Below are 18,633 nucleotides of genomic sequence, written 5' to 3'. Positions count from 1 at the left end.
CCATGGACCTCCGGCAGGAGCCCGTCGATCACGTCCTGGACCAGGTGGAGCAGCGCCTCGGCACGAGGCTGGACCGGCGCAGCATGGTGCGCAAGCGCCGGACGGTCGGAGCCAGCACCGACCGCGGCAGCTGGACCCGGGTCGAACGCCGCCCCTGGGCGCGGGCACGAGAACAGGGCTGGGGCGGATTCGAAGCCGCAGCGGTGTTGCCCGGCGTGGCGATGCCACGCTGGTATAGGTCGGCGACATGGCAGGACCCGGACGACCAGGCGGTCTGGCACGTGGACGAGACCTCGCTGCTGCCCGAACTCCCGGTTGGAGCCGCGGTGGTGACCGTCGACCCGGAGCTGCCGGACGATTGGTGGCGCTCGCTGAACGCCTCGCTGGCAGCGCTGGCCCTTCAACGAACGACCCGGGTGGCGGCCCCGGACACCGAATGGATCACGAAGCAGCTGGTCGACGACACAATCAAGGCCGCCTTTCCAGGGGCGCACGACATCCGGGTGGACCAGTGGTGTCCTGCTCACGCCGACCTGAACTGGGCGAACGTCACCGGCCCTGGTGGGTTCTGCATGTTCGACTGGGAGGACTGGGGAATGGCGCCACGCGGACTCGACTCGGCGTCGCTGTACGCCGCCTCGCTTGCCGCACCGGCGCTCGCGGACCGGGTACGCAGGGAGCGCCGGGTAGACCTTGAGAGCCGCGACGGGATGGCGATGCAGCTGTTCGTGCTGGCGAAGATCGTCGGGCCACAGGCCGGTCCGAACGACCCGCGAATTGGGCCGGCGCATCGGGAGGCCGTGCGGCTGATCCACGTTCTTCAAGGGGACTGAACGTCACCCTGCCGGCAAGACGCCAACGTGAGCGAATAGGGAAGGAGAACGCATGGACCCCACCACGCGCCGTCCGGTCGGCCACGACGCCGAGGACATCGCGAGCGCGAAGGAGCGAGGCTGGAGCGATCTGGCACCCATTGACGACGCGTACCAGGCGGGCGAGATCACGGCCATCGAGTGGCACGCCGCCGTCCTGGGCGTCATCGAACCGGCCTACCTCAACGGCGACAACCCGCGGGCCCAGTCTGGCCACAGCGGCGACGAGACCCGCTGGCGAGAAGCCCGAAGCCTGCTCGTCGACCTGCTCCCGCCCCACGGTGGGACGTTCCTCGACATCGGATGCGCCAACGGCCACCTGATGGAGAGCCTGACCGACTGGGCGGCCGAAGCCGGGATCATCATCGAGCCCTACGGGGTGGAGATCTCCACCGCCCTCGCCGACCTCGCCCGAACGCGCTGCCCGAAGTGGGCGCGTCGAATCTGGACCGCCAACGCGATGGGCTGGAAGCCTCCACACCGCTTCGACGCCGTCCGCACCGGCGTGGACTACGTGCCGGCGGACCTGCGGGGAGCGTACGTGGGCCATCTGCTGGACCATGTCGTCGCCCCGGGTGGCCGATTGATCATCGGCGTCTACAACGAGGAACGAGACCAAGTCACAACGGCGGACCTGCTGCGCTCCTGCGGCTACACCCCAGGCGGTTCCACCACAAGAGACCACCGACACCCCGAGATCCGATACAAGGGGCTGTGGCTGGCCAACGCCTGAAGCTCCCAGGTGTCGCTGCCGTGGAGGGCTCTGGGGGCTTCCGGTATCAGGTGCTGGCCGATCCCCGGCGATCGAACAGGCCGGCCTTTGCCCCGGCGAGGAAGTCCTCCCACTCGCCCGACGAGAGGAGCAGCGTGTCCTTGGCCTTGTTCAGGGAGTCGCGGAAACCGACCATGCCGCGGTCCAGGAATGCGACTTCGAGGCAGTTGCTTCCGCCGGTGCTGGCTGTGATCCAGTCCGCCCGTTCCAGCTGTTGCTCGACCCATACTGGATCGAGATGGTTCTTCTCGTCGGCCGTGACGATGCTGTCGAAGTCGATGGAGGAGGAGCGGGCGTCGCGAGTCACGAGAGATCCTTGGCGATTTGAGCGAGGAGTTCGAGCGATTCCCTCGGCGGCAGGGCGTCCGTCTTCAGGTGATCGCTTGTTGTGCGGTAGTCCGCGACCGTTGCGGGGTCGTTGAGATGGAGGGCGGTCTTCATGCCCTCGATGGTGACCGAGTCGTGGCCAGTCGGGAACGTCCAGGCCATGAACGGGCCGTCGCAGCCGGCGTGTGCGCCATGCGACAACGGGATGACCTGGATGACGATGCTCCGGTGGGTGCTGGCGAGTTCGATCAGGTGGAGAACCTGCGCGCGGGCCGTCGCCCGGCCGCCGACCTCCTGCCGGAGCTGGGCCTCGGTGAGCACCGCCCAGATCCGGAGCGGAGTCTTGCGGGAGAGGGCGGCACGGCGGCTGTTCCGTCGCACGGTGATGAAGCGCTGGATATCGGCGTCGCTCTTCCAGGCACGGCCGGCGATGATCACGGCCAACTCGTACTCGTCGCCCTGGAGCAGGCCGTGGACGGCCACCGGGGACCAGATGAACAGGCCGTCGGCGATCTCCAAGTTCACCAGGTAGTCGCCGAGGGGATCGTCCGCGACACCTGGGTACTGCTGGTGCCAGTCGCGGTCGCGCGCGTTCCGAACCATCTCGCGCCATGCTGCTTGGACCGCTGGGTCGGTGATCTCCAAGACGGCGAAGAAGTGCGGGAGCTGCTGAAGCTTGATGCCCTGTGTGCCGTTCTCGATCTTCGAGATTGTGGACGCAGAGCTGTACCCCAGCTCGGCGGCGGCCTCCTCGACACTCCAGCCGAGACGCTGCCGGGCGAGCTTGACCTCCATGCCGAGTCGGCGTCGGCGCGGTGTCGGCTCGACGGCCACCCTTGAGCACCTCCTCTTGCTGGGTTGAGGAAAGGCTAGCGCTTGGGCAGCAGCTCGCATATGCCTGTTCGTCGAAAAGGACAGAGTTTCCTTTTCGACCCTCTTGCCGATTGCCTGACGTAGCGTCATCATCGGTTCACGGTCGGGATCGGGACCGCGCGCCACCCTGCGACCGGCAGGCGCCATCCTCCGACACGTTGACCTTCGTTACGCCACAGCCCGATTGCCGCCTGTGAGTCCATGCCTGGTGCTGCGCCTGTCGGTTTTGCGACGGCCTGGGACGGCTCTCTTTGTGACGTTCGGGCCGATGGGAGGCAGCAACATGGACCAAGCCACTGTCTTAACGGCGCTCTCCTTGGGAGCAGAGCGCGGAGCCGCGCTCGCAGCCCTGGCCGAAGGGCCTCGGGCCATCGACTGCCCGGACCTGGGCAGCGGTCGGCTTGTCTTCACGCGTCACCAGGAGGTGCGCTACCTGCTCCGGCACTCGGGCTTCGTGTGCGCGCCGACCGCGGCCGGCATGCTGGACGAGATCAGCCCCGTGCTCCGCCCGGTGCTCGAACCGGTCGCATCGTGGGTGCTCTACGCGGACGCGCCGCAGCACCCGCGGTTGCGGGGCCTGCTGGCGAAGGCATTCTCGCCGCGCCGGATCGCTGCCCTGAAGCCGCAGATCGCGGCGGCGGCGGACGCGCTCGTGGCCCGGTTCGTGGATGCCGGCGGCGGGGACGCGGTGTGCAGTATCGCGCAACCCCTGCCGGTCCATACGATCTGCGCACTGCTGGGCATCCCGGACAGCGACCGGGACCTCGTCAAGGCCTGGTCCGACGATGTCATCCTCCTCACCGAACCCGCCCTCACGGACGACCAGGAGAAGCAGCTCGCCGCCGCCTGGGCGGGTCTGTGGGACTACTTCACCGGCCTCATCGAGCACCGTCGCGCCCGAGCGGCCGACGACATCGTCTCGGCCCTGGTCGAGGTGGAGGAGCAAGGGGAGCGCCTTTCGCTGGAGGAGGCGGTGGCCAACCTGATCGCCCTGCTGGTCGGTGGCCACGAGACGACCACCGGGTTGATCGGCGCGCTGCTCGCCGCGATGGCCGGTCACCCGGGATTGGCGGAGGCGGCGGCCGGATCGGAGCAGTCCGTCGCCGGGTTCGTCGAGGAGGTCTTGCGCTTGGACGGGCCGGCGCTCATCACCGCCCGGACGGCGTCCGAGGACTGCGAGGTCTTCGGTGTCCCGGTGCCGGCGGGCCGACGGCTGGTGCTGCTGCAGGCGTCCGCGAATCGCGACCCGGAGGTGTTCGAGCAACCGCTGGAGTTCCGCCCCAATCGGCAGCCGAACCCGCACGTCGGCTTCGGCCACGGTCCGCACGCCTGCTTCGGTGCCGCGCTGGCCCGCATGGAGGCCGCCGCCGTGATGCGCTCGGTCCTGCGGCGCGGCTGCCGGCTCCACGTGGAGGACGGGGTGTCCTGGAAGCCCTCGCAGGTGATCCGCTCCGCGACCTTCCTGCCGGTGCGCGTCGAGCGGGAGGCGAAACGGTGATCCTCACCGGCGAGGCCATCCGGCGGTTCATCGACCAGGGCGACATCGTCTTCTCCCCCTACGACCCGGCTGGCGTCAACCCCAACTCCATCAACTACCACCTGGGCCGCGAGCTGAAGGTCTTCGACGACCACACCGGTACGTGGCTGAAGATGGAGCTGCCGGATGAGGGCTACGTACTGGAGCCTCACCGGATGTACCTCGGGCACACCGAGGAGACGATCGGCAGCGACCTCTTCGCGATGCGGCTGATCGGATGCAGCAGCAACGGCCGCCGCGGGCTCTTCCTCCAGCTCTCTGCCGACCTCGGACACACCGCCTCCTGCCACCGGTGGACGCTGGAGATCGTCGCAGCCCTGCCAATCCGGATCTATCCCGGCATGGCTGCCGGCCAGGTCAGCTTCTGGCACAACACCGGGCTCATCGCTCCCACCGCGGCGACCTACGCCCACTTCAACCACGCCTGCGAGTCCCAGACGCTGATCGGAGCGCGCCCGTGATCCTCACCGGACACCAGATCGCCCGGGAAGTCGAACAGGGCCGCATCAAGATCGACCCGTTCGACCAGGCCCGGTGCACCACCAACAGCTACGACCTGGCCCTGGGAAACCTCGTGGGCGTCTATCTGGACGAAGTCCTCGACCCGACACGCGAGCCCGAGGTCGAGTACCGCGAGATCCCACCGACCGGCTACCTCCTCGAACCCGGAGACTTCGTCCTGAGCCACACCGTCGAACGGTTCGGCAGCGACGAGCTCGTCCCCATCGTGCACGCCAGGTCCGGGTTCGCCCGCCTGGGCTGCTTCGTCCACTGCACCGCAGACCTCATCGACCTCGGCTTCTACGGCCGATCCACCCTGCAGCTGTACGCCACCCTCCCCATCGTCCTGCGGCCCGGCACGCTGGTGGCGCAGGTCAGCTGGTGGACGACCTACGGCGAGATCAACCAGCTCTACACCGGCAAGTACCAGGGGGCGGACGGCCCGCTGGCCTCGCGCAGCCACCTCGACGCCTGGGCGGAGGCCGCCCGTGGCTGACGACGGCTTCGCCCGCATCCAGCGCGGATCCGCCTGCCTGTTCGCCGCCAGGGCCCGTATCGAGACGGCACCCGCCTACGGGGGAGCAGACCCGTACGAGGCCGGGCGAGCGGCCGGGCCCGCCGTCGCCGACTTTGCCCGGCGCGTCGAGCGCGAGGAACTCGACGGCCTGGTCCTCCAGCTCGCCGACCCCCGCCACGGCGCCACCCTCGATGCCCTCACCGCTTCGGTCCGGGAGACCGTCACCGGCCTCCTGGCCGCGACCGGCGCCGACCCTGCCACCGAACTCGCACACGCGGGCGCCGACGGGTGGTGGTTGCGCATCGCGGGCGTCCGATGGTTCCTGGTCGTCTTCGCCCCCTGCTACCCCGACACCTCCCCGCGCTCCACGCGCGGATCGGCCTCCACCTTCCTCCTTCTCCAGCCTGTTCATACTTTCGACCGGCACGCCACCCCCAAGGGCACCGTCATTGCGCCCGCCATCCGGCAGCGCATTCGCGACGCCCACCAGGCGGCGGGCACCCCCTACGACTCCGACCTTGCCCAACAAACCTGCGAGGCAGCCAAGTTCGTCGCCGGGCTCAACCCCGGCGACCCGCCCGTCACCTGGTGGCACCCAGGCCCGACCAACCCGGAGACGACATGACCACCACCAGCCTCAGCACCCTGACCGACGCCATCACCGCCACCCACGCCTCCACCCCGCCCACCACCTGGGACGCGCCCACCGACCTGCTCAGCGCCGCTGCCGTCCTGTTCACCACCCACCTCACCGACGGCGCCGACGAACTCCTGGCCGGCATCGCCCGCCTCCTCGGCCACGGCCCGCACCCCGCCGTCAGCCTCCACGCCGACCCGTCCACCCGGGGCCCGCGCGAACTCGACATCCTCCACCACGCCCTCGCCACCGCCGCCGAACCCGGCCGACCGCCCTGGCCCCATGGCACCGCCGACCCCACCCGGCTGGCCGCCACCACTCGCACCCTCACCGCCACCATCCCGTGCCGCCTCATCGCGCTGCGCGCCGCCGCCGTCCTCCACCTCCTGCGCCTGCTGCCCGACACCGGCAGCCTTCTCCACCGAGACCTGCTCCGCCGCACCGCATGGCTCCTCGACCCCCGCACCGACGACCCGGTAACCCTCCTGCTGACCCTCACCGCCCCCAGCGATCCGCTCGCCCCCACTCCTCGAAGCCGCGCCCGCACCGGCGACCGCAGACCCGCCCCGCTGCCGCTCGCGGACTGGGCTGCCTGGCCGGCTCTCGACCAGGTCGTCACCCTGTCCGGCCGCATCACCGCAGTCCGTACCCACAGCCACGTCGCCTTCGTCGACCTCGCCTGGGACCGCCACACCGCCCAGCTCGCCTTCGACCCCGCCATCGCCGCCGGCCTGTACACCGGAGACCTCGTCGCCGTCCGAGGAACCTGCTCCACCAGCCGCACCGGCCGCCCCACCCTCTTCGTCCGCCACCTGGAACGCCACGAACCCGGAGCACCACCGCCGTTACCGCCCGCCACGCACCTCACCCCGGTCCTCGGCCCGCTGCGCGCTCACCTCGCCGCAGGAGGCTTCCGCGAGACCATCAGCCCCGTCCTCACCGACAGCTACGTCGGTGGATCGGCACGACCGTTCACCACCTGGGCGCATGCCGCCGAACGCCGCCAGTACCTGCGCGTCACCAGCGAACTCGACCTCCTCGCCGTCATTGCGGCCGGCACCACCCGCTGCTACGAGATCGGCCCGAGCTTCCGCAACGAGGGCCAACGGGCACGCCCCACCGTCGAGTTCGTGATGCTGGAGGCGTACGCCGCCGACCTCACCCTCGACCAGGCCACCGCATACCTCGCCGACCTCGTGACCGCCGTCACCGGCCTCACCGCCCCGCTGACCCGTCGGACGTTCGACGGCGCGTTTCACGAGATCACCGGCATCGACCCCGCCGACACCGCCGCCGTCCATGCCCTCGCCGCCGAACGCACCCCCTACACCGCCGAGCGTACCGACGACCCCGACCGTCTGGCCCGACGGCTGTGGCGGCACAGCGTCCGCCAGCACCTACGCGGCCTGACCGCGATCACCGACATCCCCGGCCCTGCCTCACCCCTGATCGCCGGTACTGGCCGCCAGGCCCGGCGCGTCTGGCTCTACTCCGACGGCCTCGAACTCGCCGAGATCGCCGCCAACGAACGCGACCCCGCCCTCCTGGCAGCCGCCTTCAGCGCCCAGTTCGCGGCCGACCGGCATCTCGCCCACCGCACCTACCAGCAGGTCATCGACCTTTACGACAGCGGACTGCCCCCATGCGTCGGCTTCGGCATGAGCGTCACCCGCCTCGCCGGCCTCCACCCCGCCCACGTACCAGCCCAACGCCCAACCTCCACGTCGCCCACCGCAGAGAGGACTCCATGACCACCACGCTCACCTGGCCCCTGCCCACGGTGCCCAGGTCCGCCGACGCCGTCCGGGCCGCCAGCTACCCCGACTTCGTCGCCATGACCAACCAGACCAACGTGATGCCCGGCGCCCATGCCACGCTCAACACCTGGGCCCTGCACTCCCGCCTCGGACCGCAGCACCACCTGCTCGACGTCGCCTGCACCACCGGCTTCACCTCGCGCGAACTCGCCCGCCTCACCGGCTGCACCGCCACCGGCTTCGACCTCAGCGCCGACGCGGTCGCCCTCGCCCGCTACAACCACGGCCTCCTCGACCCCGCCCTGCGCCTCACCTACCACCAGGCCGACGGCACCACCTACCAACCCGAGCACACCTTCAGCCACATCGCCGTCGGCGCCGCCCTCGGGTTCTTCCCCGACCCGCCCACCGCGGCTAAGCGGCTCCTCGGCTTCCTCGACGACGGCGGATACGTCCTCGCCGCGCCGTTCTGGGCCCCCGAACCCCTACCCGAGCACGCCGCCGCCGTTCGCCGCGAGATCTTCGGCATCACCAGCCCCATGGAGACCCGCGACCAGGCCCTCGCCCTCTTCACCGGCCTCGACGTCCTCCACCAGGCCGACCACACCCTCACCCCCGAGCCCGACGAGGCCATCGAGCACTACTGCCGCTCGACCGTCGACCGCGCCGTCGCCCAGAGCGGCAACACCGACCCCGCCGTCCGCACCGCCATGACCGACCGCCTGCGCGAGATCAAGCACGCCACCAACATCCTGCGCGCCCACCAGCGCTACACCGTGCTCGTCCTGCGCTACGACGCCCACACCTACCCGAACCGCTACGTCGAACTCTTCTGAGCAGAAAGGCCCCACGGCCCGTGATCGTCTTCGTCAACGGCCCGTTCGGCGTCGGCAAGAGCACCACCACCGGCCTGCTCGCAGAACGCCTACCCCAGGCCCTGGTCATCAACCCGGAGGACATCGGCCACATGCTCTGGGCACAACTCCCCGCAGCGCTGCGCACCGAGGAGTTCGAGCTGGAGCCCGTCTGGCCGCCGCTCACCCGCTGCATGCTCGACCAGGCCGCCCACGCCTACGACCGCCCGATCATCGTCCCGATGACCATCGCCCGCCACGCCGTCTTCGAGCACATCGTCCACCCCCTTCGCGAAGCCGGCCACGACGTCCGGCACTTCACCCTGCTAGCCCCGGCCGCCACCATCCGCGACCGCCTGCGCGAACGCGGCGAAGGCCCGGACAAGTGGGGACCGCTCAGCTGGGAGGGCAACCAGGTCGAACGCTGCCTCGCCGCCCTGAGCCGACCGGAATACGCCGTCCACCTCGACACCGAACACCGCTCGGCCGCCGAGATCGCCGACGAGATCCTCACCCGCACCGGACTCCAACCGGCAGCCTGACCCAACACCGAGGGCCGGGTCGGAGCGCGCTGCTCCGACCCGGCCCTCGACCGCTTCTCCGAGAAGGCCGGTGGCCATCGCCCCGGCCGCCCCAGCTACGCGACGGTCAGCAGCGACCGAATCCGGTCCGCACCGAGCGCCAGCAACAAGGTAGGAAGCCGCGGGCCGGTATCCCGACCCACCAGCAGCTCGTACAACAACACGAACAGCTCCCGCTGGGCCACCTTCAGCTCCGGCGACGCCGGAGCATCCAACGGCAGCCCCGCCTGGATCTTCGGCACCCCGTACACCAGCGACGTCAACCCGTCGAGCGACCAGCGCTCGTCCAAGCCGTCCAGCAACAGCTTCAGCGCCTCTCGCTGTGCAGGTGCCAGTTGTTCCAGCCGGGCGCGGTCGGGCTCGGTGCGTACCTGGGTTCGGTCTTCAGCCGGGACATAGGTGGTCACCCACGCCTGTGCGCGGTCCAACCGGGGCTGAGCCTCGTCCAAGCTCGCGAGCGGCTCCTCGACGGTGAAGTCCCGAAGGATGCGCAGCGTCTGGTGTGGGTCACCGGCCGCCACGTCTGCCACCGACGCCAGCGTGCGGAACGGCAGAGGCCTGGGCGTGGCCGGCAATGGCCCGGAGGCCGGTCCGACCGAGCGGGTCCGCACCGCCACATCCAGCTCTGTCGCGGTCCCCGCATCCACCTTGCGCCCGAGTGCGTCCCACTCGTCGTAGAGCCGCAAGATCTCGGCATCCAGCGCGATCTGGAACGATTGCCGCGGCTGGCGACGGTTGTACAACCATCGCACCACCGCAGGCTCCAGCACCTCCAAGATGTCGATCGGGGTCGGCACACCGCCGGCCGAACTACTCATCTTGGCCATGCCACTGATCCCGACGAAGCTGTACCCGAGGTACGAAGGCGGCAGCCCGTCGAATACCTCGCGCACCAGCTGCGACCCGACGGTGAAGGACGAGCCCGGTGACGAGTGGTCCACACCACCGGCTTCGAAGGTCACGCCCTCGAAGGCCCAACGCATCGGCCAGTCGACCTTCCAGACCAGCTTCCCGCCGTCCGTCTCAGACAGCGCGAAGCCACCCGCATGGCCGCACTCGCACCGGTACCGCATCTGCGTGCTGGCGCCATCGAACGCGACGACCGTGGTGGAGTCCCGCCCGCAGACCTCGCAGTACGGCCGGTACGGGAAATACCCTCCGGCGCTGGCGGCGGCCAAGTCCTCGTCGTCCTGCTCCACCTCGGCATCGGACTCGGCCTTCTTCGTCCGGTACCGGCCGAGGACCCCGTCAATCTGCGCTCGGTTCCGCATCGCGTGCACGATCTGCTCGCGATAGGCCCCCGAGGTGTACATCTGCGTCTGGCTGATCTCCTCAACCTCAACGCCCAGCTGCGCCAGCGCCGCGCGCAACGGGGCCTTGAAGTGCTCCGCCCAGTTCTCGTGCTCGCCACAGGGATCGGGTACCGCCGTCAGAGGCCGGCCGATGTGCTCGGCGAAGCTAGCCGGGACACCAGCCGGCACCTTGCGCAGCCGGTCGTAGTCGTCCCACGACAGCAGATGCCGACACTCCAGGCCCCGGCGGCGGATCTCGTCCGCGACGAAGTGCGGCACCATGATCTCGCGCAGGTTCCCGAGATGCACGGGGCCGGACGGGCTGATCCCGGACGCGCACACCAGCGGAGCCCCGCCACGGCGTTTCCCCTCGGCGATCACCTGGTCCGCAGTTGCGACCACCCAATCACCTTGCTTCACTGCCACGGCACGTTCCTCCGGCTGATGGATATTCAGGTACGCATAGCCTAGAGCGGGTTGAGCAAGATCCAAGCCATATCGGTCGGTGCGTCATCAGCATCGACTCCTCGAACCGCTAGGCCGTCGCGCCAGTGGCCTCCGCCCAGCACCGTCTCCGCCCCCAACCCATGTCCGCACAAGGCGTCGGACTCAGGGGTGCCGCCACACTCCACTCATCGGGCGGGAGCAGCTGATCGGTCCATGACTGTGACCGATCTCTGTGATCGACGTCGCTCGCGGTCGCCCGTCAGCATCGGCGGCGTCCTGTGCTACGTTCCGTGATCCAACCGAACACAGAAAACCCTCGGCGGGTGCAGCGAACACCATGTGCCGAGGGCTCTGGCATAAGGAGCGGTCACTCCCGATGCTCGTACATCGTAGCGCCCACGCGCGCAGCTTCACCGTGCTGCCCAACGCAGCCCTCCAGGACCGGCGGCTGTCATTCACTGCCCGCGGCCTCCTTGTCGACCTCCTGTCGCGGCCGGTCCGGTGGCGCGAAGACGCGCGACAGATTGCCGACTCCAGCACGCAAAGCCGCGCTGCGGTGCGCAAGGCCCTGCAGGAGCTGACCGCGGCGGGGTACTACCGGGTGGATAAGGTTCGGATGCCCGACGGCACGATCCGCTCGGAGGCACACGTCTACGACACCCCACAGATACCTGGGCTGGAGGAGGCGAAGGAGCTGCTGGAGGCGGAAAATCTGCAGGTGGAACCGGGTGTGCCCCGTCCGGCGTCCGGTGCGGCGAACTCCGGTGGTGCTGGCGTCCCTGTTGTAAAGAACCTGATCCAAGAACCCTTCCTCCCCACTCGCGGTGACGACGTACACCGCCCTCCGGCGGCGACCACCCGGCGGCGGAAGCCTGAGGGCGGGTGGGCGGTCGCCTCGCTCGCAGACCTGGACGACGGCCCCCTGCGGGCTGCGGCGCAGACGCTGTACCGGACGCTCAGGGACCAACCGCGCCTGCGGCTGGGTGAGGCGGAGGTTATCGAGCTGGCACCGCTGGTGGCGCGCTGGTTGGCGGTGGGTTGTGGCCCGGCGGAGCTGGCCGCCGCGCTGCTGCCCGGCCTGCCGGAGACGATCCACTCGCCGGCGGGGGTGATTCGGGACCGGCTGCTGCGCAAGCTGCCGCCGTCGCAGCGCCGAAGCGCGCCCGCACGCCAGGAACACGAGTGTGACGTGTGCCGGGCTCCGTTGCGCAGGCCCGGCTTGTGCGGGCCGTGCTCGGGGATTCCCGGCCCGACGTCCACGATCGGCAGCGGGGAGCCGTACGCCGCAGCAGGGGCGGCGAGGGCTCGGGCGGCGATGCGAGGGTCGAAGTCGCTTGCTGCAGCGCGCTCGTGAGGCCAGGAGACGCCGGATGGCCGTCCCGCAGGGTGTTGCGGGACGGCCGCGGCCGGTGTCGCTGGTGGGCTACAGCCGGGCGCCGAGCGGGGTGGCGGTCAGATCGCTGATGTCCCGGGCAGTCCGCACGGTGTGGTGGATGAGCGGGCGCAGGTCGGCCGGCATCGTGCTGCTCGGCTTGAGCAGCAGGACGGAACCCATGACCTCTTCGCGCCAGAAGACCGGGGCGGCGACGGAGTCCCAACCGGCCATGCACTCCTGGCGACCGATGGCGTAGCCGCGTTCACGGATGGCGAGGAGGGAGTCGGCCAGCTGGTCGTTGTCGCGGATGACGCCGGGCCCGGCGGTTGGTGGCACTTCCTCGGCGAGGACCTGGTCCCGGACGTCCTGGCGCAAGTACGCCAGGATGGCCCGGCCGGAGGCTCCGGTTCGTAGGGACCGGGAGACCGAGACGACGTCCTCCGCCGTCATGCCGACCTTGGCCGGGTCCAGGCCGCCGATCTCGTAGTCGGTGCACAGCCTTTTCGCGCCGCCGAAGGCGCTGAGCACGTAGAGGAGTGCGAGGCCGCCGGTGGCCTGGTGAAGGCGGACGAGATAGGTGTGGGTGCACGCGGCACCTGGAGTCCGGGTCATCGCCTGGACGCCGGCTCGAGCGGTGCCGGTGCCGAGCCGGTAAGTGCCCCGGCCCACTTGCTCGAAGACCCCGGTCTCGACGCCGGTCTGCAGGATGCGGTGGGCGGTGGCGTCGGGCAGTCCGGCCGTGCGGGCGATGTCCCGCAGGGCGTGGACGTCACCGGGGAGCCGGGTGAACGCTTGCTGGACGGCGTAGGCGCGGGCGGCGAGCGAGGCGGATTTGGCTGGCGGCTCGCTGCTTTGGCGCTGCGCGGGAACGGCGTCCTCGCGCATGGCGCTGCTCTTCATTTGGCAGTTCCCCCCAGAGGGATCGTCGCGCCTTCTTGCGGCGCGACTGCGGATGTCGCGGGCCCGCCCCTGTGCGGGCCGGCGGGGAGGTGGAGACCGCAGGGTCAGTTGCGTACGTCGAGGACGACCTTGCCAGCGGTGAGGCGGGCGGCGAGGTCGTGATGGGCCTGGCGGGCCTGGCCGAGCTTGTAGACGGGGCCGGTGAGCGGCTTGAGCCAGCCGTCCTGCACAGCCGTGAACAGCGCGGTCATCGACTCGTTGATGTGGGTGCGCGACGGGTAGAGGCTGGGCAGCCAGAAGCCGGTGATGCTCTTGGAGCCGGCGACGAGCTGGGTGATCGGGACGAGCCCGTCGACGCCGGTGACCGCGCCGAAGACGGACATACGGCCCCGGGGGGTGAGGGCGCCCAGGGTCTCGTGCAGTACCTGGCCGCCGGTCATCTCCATGGCCGCCGTGACGTGACCGCCTGCGGCCTCCAGGATGCGCTCGGCGAGACCCTCGACGACGGAGGAGTCGACGACGGCATCGGCGCCCAGGTCGATGGCGGTCTGCCGCTTGGCCTCGGTGCTGGCCATGGCCACCACCTTCGCCCCGACGCGCTTGGCGAGCTGGACAGCGAGGGAGCCGACACCACCGGCGGCGGCAGGAACCAGCAGGGTGTCCTCGGCGGTGAGCCGCAGATCGGTGTGCAGGAGGTGCCAGGCCGTGTTGCCCTGGAGCATGAGCGCCACCGCAGCGTGGTCGTCGACGCCGTCCGGGACCTCGAAGGTCAGCTTGCGGTGGGCGGCGTTGATCTCCGCGTAGCCGCCGCCGCGGCCGAGGGACACGTAGCGGCGTCCGTCCTCGGCCTCGCCGAGGACCTCGTTGCCAGGGATGAAGGGGGCTGGCATCGGGGCCGGGTACGTACCCTCCCGCAGGTGGATGTCCGCGTAGTTCACGCCGGCCAGGCGGGTGCGCAGGCGAATTCGGCCCGGCTTGATCTCGGGCTCGGGCATCTCGCACAGTTCCAGGACCTCGGGTCCGCCGAACTCTCTCACAGCAATCGCGCGCATTTGGTTCAACCCCGGATATTGCTTGGCAGTTTCTTGGGGAAGCGCCTCGTCGGGGGGCGCTTCGGACAAGGAATATACCCGCCGCGAAAACAGCGACTTCGATCGCGCATATAGGTGTCTCGGGTGGAGAAACCCCAAGATCGTTTACTGAGTGTTCTCTGTCACGTCACTCTGGGTAGCTGCCATCGGAAGGTTGCTCACCGTGAACGATGCAGGTGGCGGTCATTGTTTTGATCACCGCGACCCGTTGCCGAGGGTGAATCGCCCGCGTATTCATGATCGTTTTCCAGTCTCTGAAAAATGGCCCCTGCTATGCGCGTAGATCGTTCGAATTCGTTGACCAGTATCCGGGCGACTACATATTGTCTTTCTTGCGGCGCAGACCTGCGCAGCCCATTTGATGGAGGGTCACATTTCGATGGCGAACCGGGAGCTCTGGCCGGTCCCAGCGCGGATCGCGCAGTGCCTGGACGGTCGGGCGACCGTAGCCATCACAGTCGGTGAAGAAATCGGCTGCGTGTGCCCTTCACGAACGGTGACATCGTCTGGCCCCGGGAAGGGCCAGACGGTGCTCGACAGCAGCTGGCGGTGACGCAGGGCAGCGGCCGGAGTCGGCCCTCGCCCGCGCCCCGGTTGTACTCATCGGGGCGAAAACACGACGGCGCCTGGAGCGGGAACTCCAAGCGCCGGTCGTAACACCGTGTGTGTCGTGCAACACAACCCAGCAGGTGGCCTGCCTTTTCGACGAGCCTGGCCGACTTGCTACCACACTAGGAGTAGTGAACCATGCCTACGCTTCGGCGTACAGATGGAGCGGCAGGACGCCTGTCCGTACTGCAGAGCCCAGGCGCTGCCGCCAGCGTCTCTGAGCGCACCATCCGCATCATCACGGACAGTCTTCGCGGCGCGGCCCCGGCCGCCGAGATCGTGCGGATCACCGTGTCCGAGCCGGACAGCCTGTGGCTGGCCCGGGCCTACGGTCCGGACGGCGCGGAAATCACCCTCCCCGCCGCACTCGACGAGGCTCTGGCCCGCTGGGTGGCTTGCGACCTGCCCGCACTCGACTGGCGCCACCAGCACGACCTCGAGATCGCCAGCGGACGCGTAGCCCAGGCCGGCGACATCGCGAAGGCGGCGTGATGGCCACCCACGACGGGCGCATCCGCACCCACAAGCCCGAGATGTCCAGGGACGCCAAGCTGGCCGAGGTCTCGTTGACGGCCGAGCGGACCTTCTTCTACTTGCTCAACTACGTTGACGACAAGGGTCGGCACATCGACGATGCCGGAATCGTCCGCGGGCTGGTCTGGAAGCGCAAGAAGAGCTGGGACGGCGGGGTCCACACCGCCGAGCGCGTCGAGGACGACCTGCGGCAGCTCACCGAGGCCGGGGTGGTGTGCCGGTACGTCAACCCGGCCGACGAGGGCGAGGAACTGCTCCACGTCACGAACTTCAACAAGCACCAGCGCATAGACAAGCCCTCGCAGTCCCGCCTGGCCCCCTGCCCTCTGCACCAGACCCAGGAAGTCGACGTCGACAAGCCGGTCCCCGCCAAGCGGATCCGCAAGAAGACCACGGAGACTCACCCGGAGCCGCAACCCGCGGCTGTCGCCCCGACCGCGAACACCGCCCGCGGGGGAGCGGCCGACACCAGCGACCTCGATCACCAGGGCCCGTGCTCGGGGAACTCCACGACACCCTCCACGACACCTTCCAAGACCGGATCCAGGATCACGGATCCTGGATCTACCCCTCCGGGGGGCGGCTGCGCCGCGCCCGCCCAGTCCATCTCGTCGGAGGAACCCTCGGCCGAGCAGGTCGCCGCGATGCACCCGCACGCCACCGGGGCCAGCGCCCTCGTCGCCGAGTACGTGCGGGCCTGCCCGCAGCAGCCCACCGAGCGGTTCCGCGGGCACCTCGGCCGGGAGATCAAGCAACTGCTCGCTGCCGGATACAGCCCCGAGCAGGTGCGGTCCGGTCTGCGGCTGCTCTCGCAGAACCCGAAGGGCCCCAGCGCTCTGGAGTCGTTCGTGCAGGAGGCACTGACCTCCCGTGGAGCACGTGCGGGCGCTCCCTACCAGGCGTGGACCAACCCGGTCGCCGGGGCCGCCGCCTACGCCGGGGACCTGTAGTGGCCGGCCGCGACCGAGAGCCGCGCCGTGCCGGCAACGCCCTGCAGGGCCTCGTCGAGCGGTTCGCTCGCCTGGGCGTCGACCCCGAGGTGATCGGCGTTCCCGAACAGGCCTCGGTGCCGCAGCCGAACCGGGACGCACTCGAGCTGGCGGCCAGCCGCATCCCGCCGCTGTACCAGAACGCGATCGCCGACGACCCGCAGGTCCTCGCCTGGGTCGAGCACGTCAAGCAGGCCGCCCGCCGAGGCCCGGAGGGACAGCTCGGCATCGCTCGCGCTCACTCCCTGCTCCTGCTCGGCGAGACTGGCACCGGGAAAACGCACCAGGCCTACGGCGCAGTCCGCGCATTGCTGGGCGCCGGCGTCAGGCTGCGCTGGCAGGCGATCACCTCCGTGACCCTGCACGCCATGATGCGACCGCGACCCGGGGCCGACCCGGAACGGGAGATGCGGGAGCTGGAGCGCACACCGCTCCTGCTGGTCGACGACCTCGGCGCCGGCCGCGCGAGCGAGTTCACCGAGGAAACCACCTACCGGTTGGTCAACCACCGCTACGAGCAGCAGCTGCCGACCATCCTCACCAGCAACATCACACCGGCCGAACTGTCCGGTCTCCTCGGTGACCGCACCGCCAGCCGCCTGCGCCAGATGTGCCACAAGGCCGTCCTCGCCGGCCCCGACCGGCGCAGCGCCCCCTCCTTCTAACCTTCCGCGATCCCGCGCGGGGCCGGCCGAGCCGCCCCCGGGAGACGCCTTGCCCGCGCGCCCGCCCACCGAGGCGCGACCGGAGACACCCCCGAATGAACACCGCCGTCAACGAACTCGACGCCGCACACCTGCAGCTGGACCGCGGCTCCCCGCGCTGGCGCCTCAAGGCTGCCTGCGTCGGGATCAAGAACCCCGACATCTTCTTTGCTCAGCCTCGGGCGGCCGCCCACCGCCAGGCCCTTGCGCTGTGCCGGCAGTGCCCGGTTCGTCGTGCATGCCTGAACGACGCCATCGAGTGCGGTGTCCGGGACGGCATCCGCGGAGGCCGCACCGAGGAGCAGTTGCGCGAGATCGTCGCGTTCCGTGAAGGTCGCCGCGTTGAACTCGACCGCGTTCGCGCCGTCCTTGCTGGCACCCACCGGCCTCGGCTGACCGAAGCGGAGAAGGGGTCCGTGGTCCGCGTCGCCCTCGACGCCGACTTCCCGATCGACGTCTGGGCCGCTGCCCTGGGCATCGGATACAAGGCGGCCACGAAGCGCCGTCGCAAGGCGACGACCCAGCTAGACGTCATCCCGGCGTCCATGCGGCGCGAGGAGATCACTCTCGCCGCGGAACTGCGCCGGGCTACCGCGACCACCCTGGCGGTGGCCGCGTGATCCCCCGCCGCCCCAAGGTCTCCCAATGGGACATGGCCGCGATCGGTCTGCTCGGCGCGACTGGCTTCGGACTCTCCTACGACGCTCTCCAGCAGATGGCCCAGGCGATCCACGTTCGAGGCCACCTCAGCTACGCGTGGCCGGTCGTCGTTGACGGGTTCATCGCCTACGGAGTCCGAGCCCTCGTCCTTCTCCGTGAGGCACCCTGGACCGCCCGCGCCTACGCCTGGTCCCTCTTCGCCGGCGCTACCGGAACCAGTGTCTGGGCCAACGCCCTGCACGCGGTCCGCTTGAACGAACAGACGGCCAGCCACCTCGGAGAGCTACACCTCGGAGACCTCGCTGTCGGAACACTCAGCACAATTGCCCCAATCGCTCTCGCAGGCGCGGTCCACCTCGGCATCATCGTCACCCGCCACGAGGCAACCCAGGGCGGCTCAGACGACAACGCCCATCAACTCGCCGACCCAACCCCGGGCGCCGTGGCGCTGAGCCGCGACGCAATGCCCGACCAGTTGGTCTCACTCGACAAACCGACACCGGTCGACCAAGCGACACCTGCGCTCACCGTAACCCGCACAAGCAGAGCGGAACTCACGGCCGGCAACCCGGAGGCCCGGACCAGAACCGCAGGCGAGAAGCTAGCCGCCCACCGCCACGGCTCACGTTGGCGAGACCGATTTGCCGCACGGATTCTGCGCCGGAGCGAGAACAGCTCCGACGGTCCGTCCGTCATCGGTCCGTCCGCGGGTGGTCCGGCTGAGGGCGGCGGTCCGGTCGGCGGCGGTCCGGCTTCTTCGCTCGGCGGTCCGTCCGACGGTGGTCCGGTTCCTCCGCCCGGCGG

The 18,633-nt window shown here is 69.8% G+C and carries 20 protein-coding genes; 15 read left to right on the top strand and 5 right to left on the bottom strand.

Annotated features, from left to right (window positions below; translation table 11 throughout):
* Positions 1-2: 2 nt before the first annotated feature.
* Positions 3-833, top strand: a complete 831-nt coding sequence (locus tag ACWDBB_RS09275) for a hypothetical protein (protein ID WP_449788983.1) — start codon at positions 3-5, stop codon at positions 831-833.
* Positions 834-885: 52 nt separating this feature from the next.
* Positions 886-1,605 carry a class I SAM-dependent methyltransferase gene (locus ACWDBB_RS09270; protein WP_449788982.1) on the top strand — a complete coding sequence of 240 codons (720 nt, stop codon included), beginning with the start codon at positions 886-888 and terminating at the stop codon, positions 1,603-1,605.
* A 46-nt stretch (positions 1,606-1,651) separates the two neighbouring features.
* Here the strand turns inward: ACWDBB_RS09270 and ACWDBB_RS09265 are convergent, their stop codons facing one another.
* Together ACWDBB_RS09265 and ACWDBB_RS09260 are read right to left on the bottom strand one after the other, a co-directional pair.
* The gene (locus ACWDBB_RS09265) at positions 1,652-1,951 is read right to left on the bottom strand and encodes a DUF397 domain-containing protein (protein WP_449788981.1); all 300 of its coding nucleotides are present in this window, start codon (positions 1,949-1,951) and stop codon (positions 1,652-1,654) included.
* On the bottom strand, positions 1,948-2,805 hold the full coding sequence (locus ACWDBB_RS09260) for a helix-turn-helix domain-containing protein (protein ID WP_449788980.1): 858 nt from the start codon (positions 2,803-2,805) through the stop codon (positions 1,948-1,950). The genes ACWDBB_RS09265 and ACWDBB_RS09260 overlap by 4 nt, the downstream gene beginning before the upstream one ends.
* A 247-nt stretch (positions 2,806-3,052) precedes the next feature.
* On the opposite strand from ACWDBB_RS09260, the gene ACWDBB_RS09255 reads away from it, so the two are divergent.
* The 7 genes from ACWDBB_RS09255 to ACWDBB_RS09225 are packed head-to-tail and all read left to right on the top strand — an operon-like array spanning position 3,053 to position 9,189.
* Positions 3,053-4,342, top strand: a complete 1,290-nt coding sequence (locus ACWDBB_RS09255; protein WP_449788979.1) for a cytochrome P450 — start codon at positions 3,053-3,055, stop codon at positions 4,340-4,342.
* Complete coding sequence (locus ACWDBB_RS09250) at positions 4,339-4,842, top strand: dCTP deaminase (protein WP_449788978.1); 504 nt, start codon at positions 4,339-4,341, stop codon at positions 4,840-4,842. Before ACWDBB_RS09255 ends, ACWDBB_RS09250 begins: the two co-directional genes overlap by 4 nt.
* Positions 4,839-5,378, top strand: a complete 540-nt coding sequence (gene dcd, locus ACWDBB_RS09245) for a dCTP deaminase (RefSeq protein ID WP_449788977.1) — start codon at positions 4,839-4,841, stop codon at positions 5,376-5,378. The genes ACWDBB_RS09250 and dcd overlap by 4 nt, the downstream gene beginning before the upstream one ends.
* Positions 5,371-6,024, top strand: coding sequence for a hypothetical protein (locus ACWDBB_RS09240; protein ID WP_449788976.1), 654 nt, complete (start codon positions 5,371-5,373; stop codon positions 6,022-6,024). The genes dcd and ACWDBB_RS09240 overlap by 8 nt, the downstream gene beginning before the upstream one ends.
* Positions 6,021-7,787, top strand: a complete 1,767-nt coding sequence (locus tag ACWDBB_RS09235) for an amino acid--tRNA ligase-related protein (protein WP_449788975.1) — start codon at positions 6,021-6,023, stop codon at positions 7,785-7,787. The genes ACWDBB_RS09240 and ACWDBB_RS09235 overlap by 4 nt, the downstream gene beginning before the upstream one ends.
* A complete protein-coding gene (locus ACWDBB_RS09230) occupies positions 7,784-8,629 on the top strand; it encodes a class I SAM-dependent methyltransferase (protein WP_449788974.1) in 846 nt (281 codons plus the stop codon). The genes ACWDBB_RS09235 and ACWDBB_RS09230 overlap by 4 nt, the downstream gene beginning before the upstream one ends.
* 20 nt (positions 8,630-8,649) lie before the next feature.
* On the top strand, positions 8,650-9,189 hold the full coding sequence (locus ACWDBB_RS09225) for an AAA family ATPase (protein ID WP_449788973.1): 540 nt from the start codon (positions 8,650-8,652) through the stop codon (positions 9,187-9,189).
* 95 nt (positions 9,190-9,284) lie between these two features.
* Here the strand turns inward: ACWDBB_RS09225 and lysS are convergent, their stop codons facing one another.
* The gene (gene lysS, locus ACWDBB_RS09220; protein WP_449788972.1) at positions 9,285-10,946 is read right to left on the bottom strand and encodes a lysine--tRNA ligase; all 1,662 of its coding nucleotides are present in this window, start codon (positions 10,944-10,946) and stop codon (positions 9,285-9,287) included.
* A 397-nt stretch (positions 10,947-11,343) separates the two neighbouring features.
* On the opposite strand from lysS, the gene ACWDBB_RS09215 reads away from it, so the two are divergent.
* On the top strand, positions 11,344-12,321 hold the full coding sequence (locus ACWDBB_RS09215) for a hypothetical protein (protein ID WP_449788971.1): 978 nt from the start codon (positions 11,344-11,346) through the stop codon (positions 12,319-12,321).
* Positions 12,322-12,390: 69 nt separating this feature from the next.
* Here ACWDBB_RS09215 and ACWDBB_RS09210 read toward each other — a convergent pair whose 3' ends face one another.
* Together ACWDBB_RS09210 and ACWDBB_RS09205 are read right to left on the bottom strand one after the other, a co-directional pair.
* Positions 12,391-13,242: an IclR family transcriptional regulator gene (locus ACWDBB_RS09210; protein ID WP_449788970.1), complete on the bottom strand. Its 852-nt coding sequence runs from the start codon at positions 13,240-13,242 to the stop codon at positions 12,391-12,393.
* Between the two features lie 104 nt (positions 13,243-13,346).
* Entirely contained in the window at positions 13,347-14,237 is an 891-nt protein-coding gene (locus ACWDBB_RS09205) for a quinone oxidoreductase family protein (protein WP_449788969.1), read from the bottom strand.
* Between the two features lie 843 nt (positions 14,238-15,080).
* Between ACWDBB_RS09205 and ACWDBB_RS09200 the strand changes: the two genes are divergently transcribed.
* The 5 genes from ACWDBB_RS09200 to ACWDBB_RS09180 all read left to right on the top strand — a co-directional run.
* Positions 15,081-15,434 carry a hypothetical protein gene (locus ACWDBB_RS09200; protein ID WP_449788968.1) on the top strand — a complete coding sequence of 118 codons (354 nt, stop codon included), beginning with the start codon at positions 15,081-15,083 and terminating at the stop codon, positions 15,432-15,434.
* A complete protein-coding gene (locus tag ACWDBB_RS09195; protein WP_449788967.1) occupies positions 15,434-16,426 on the top strand; it encodes a hypothetical protein in 993 nt (330 codons plus the stop codon). Before ACWDBB_RS09200 ends, ACWDBB_RS09195 begins: the two co-directional genes overlap by 1 nt.
* A complete protein-coding gene (locus ACWDBB_RS09190; RefSeq protein WP_449788966.1) occupies positions 16,426-17,130 on the top strand; it encodes an ATP-binding protein in 705 nt (234 codons plus the stop codon). Before ACWDBB_RS09195 ends, ACWDBB_RS09190 begins: the two co-directional genes overlap by 1 nt.
* A 95-nt stretch (positions 17,131-17,225) precedes the next feature.
* Positions 17,226-17,789 carry a WhiB family transcriptional regulator gene (locus tag ACWDBB_RS09185; RefSeq protein WP_449788965.1) on the top strand — a complete coding sequence of 188 codons (564 nt, stop codon included), beginning with the start codon at positions 17,226-17,228 and terminating at the stop codon, positions 17,787-17,789.
* Positions 17,790-17,821: 32 nt separating this feature from the next.
* Positions 17,822-18,633: DUF2637 domain-containing protein (locus ACWDBB_RS09180; protein ID WP_449788964.1), on the top strand; the 812-nt coding region annotated here is incomplete at its 3' end.

This window comes from Kitasatospora sp. NPDC001095, from assembly GCF_053598615.1.
This window is presented reverse-complemented; position numbering and strand designations above follow the sequence as displayed.

Bases quoted from the DNA above. Each gene is read 5' to 3' on its own strand.
- ACWDBB_RS09200 (WP_449788968.1), top strand. From the start codon at position 15,081: ATGCCTACGCTTCGGCGTACAGATGGAGCGGCAGGACGCCTGTCCGTA.
- ACWDBB_RS09185 (WP_449788965.1), top strand. From the start codon at position 17,226: ATGAACACCGCCGTCAACGAACTCGACGCCGCACACCTGCAGCTGGAC.
- ACWDBB_RS09215 (WP_449788971.1), top strand. From the start codon at position 11,344: ATGCTCGTACATCGTAGCGCCCACGCGCGCAGCTTCACCGTGCTGCCC.
- ACWDBB_RS09275 (WP_449788983.1), top strand. From the start codon at position 3: ATGGACCTCCGGCAGGAGCCCGTCGATCACGTCCTGGACCAGGTGGAG.
- ACWDBB_RS09210 (WP_449788970.1), bottom strand. From the start codon at position 13,242: ATGAAGAGCAGCGCCATGCGCGAGGACGCCGTTCCCGCGCAGCGCCAA.
- ACWDBB_RS09230 (WP_449788974.1), top strand. From the start codon at position 7,784: ATGACCACCACGCTCACCTGGCCCCTGCCCACGGTGCCCAGGTCCGCC.
- ACWDBB_RS09235 (WP_449788975.1), top strand. From the start codon at position 6,021: ATGACCACCACCAGCCTCAGCACCCTGACCGACGCCATCACCGCCACC.
- ACWDBB_RS09270 (WP_449788982.1), top strand. From the start codon at position 886: ATGGACCCCACCACGCGCCGTCCGGTCGGCCACGACGCCGAGGACATC.
- ACWDBB_RS09195 (WP_449788967.1), top strand. From the start codon at position 15,434: ATGGCCACCCACGACGGGCGCATCCGCACCCACAAGCCCGAGATGTCC.
- ACWDBB_RS09205 (WP_449788969.1), bottom strand. From the start codon at position 14,237: ATGCCCGAGCCCGAGATCAAGCCGGGCCGAATTCGCCTGCGCACCCGC.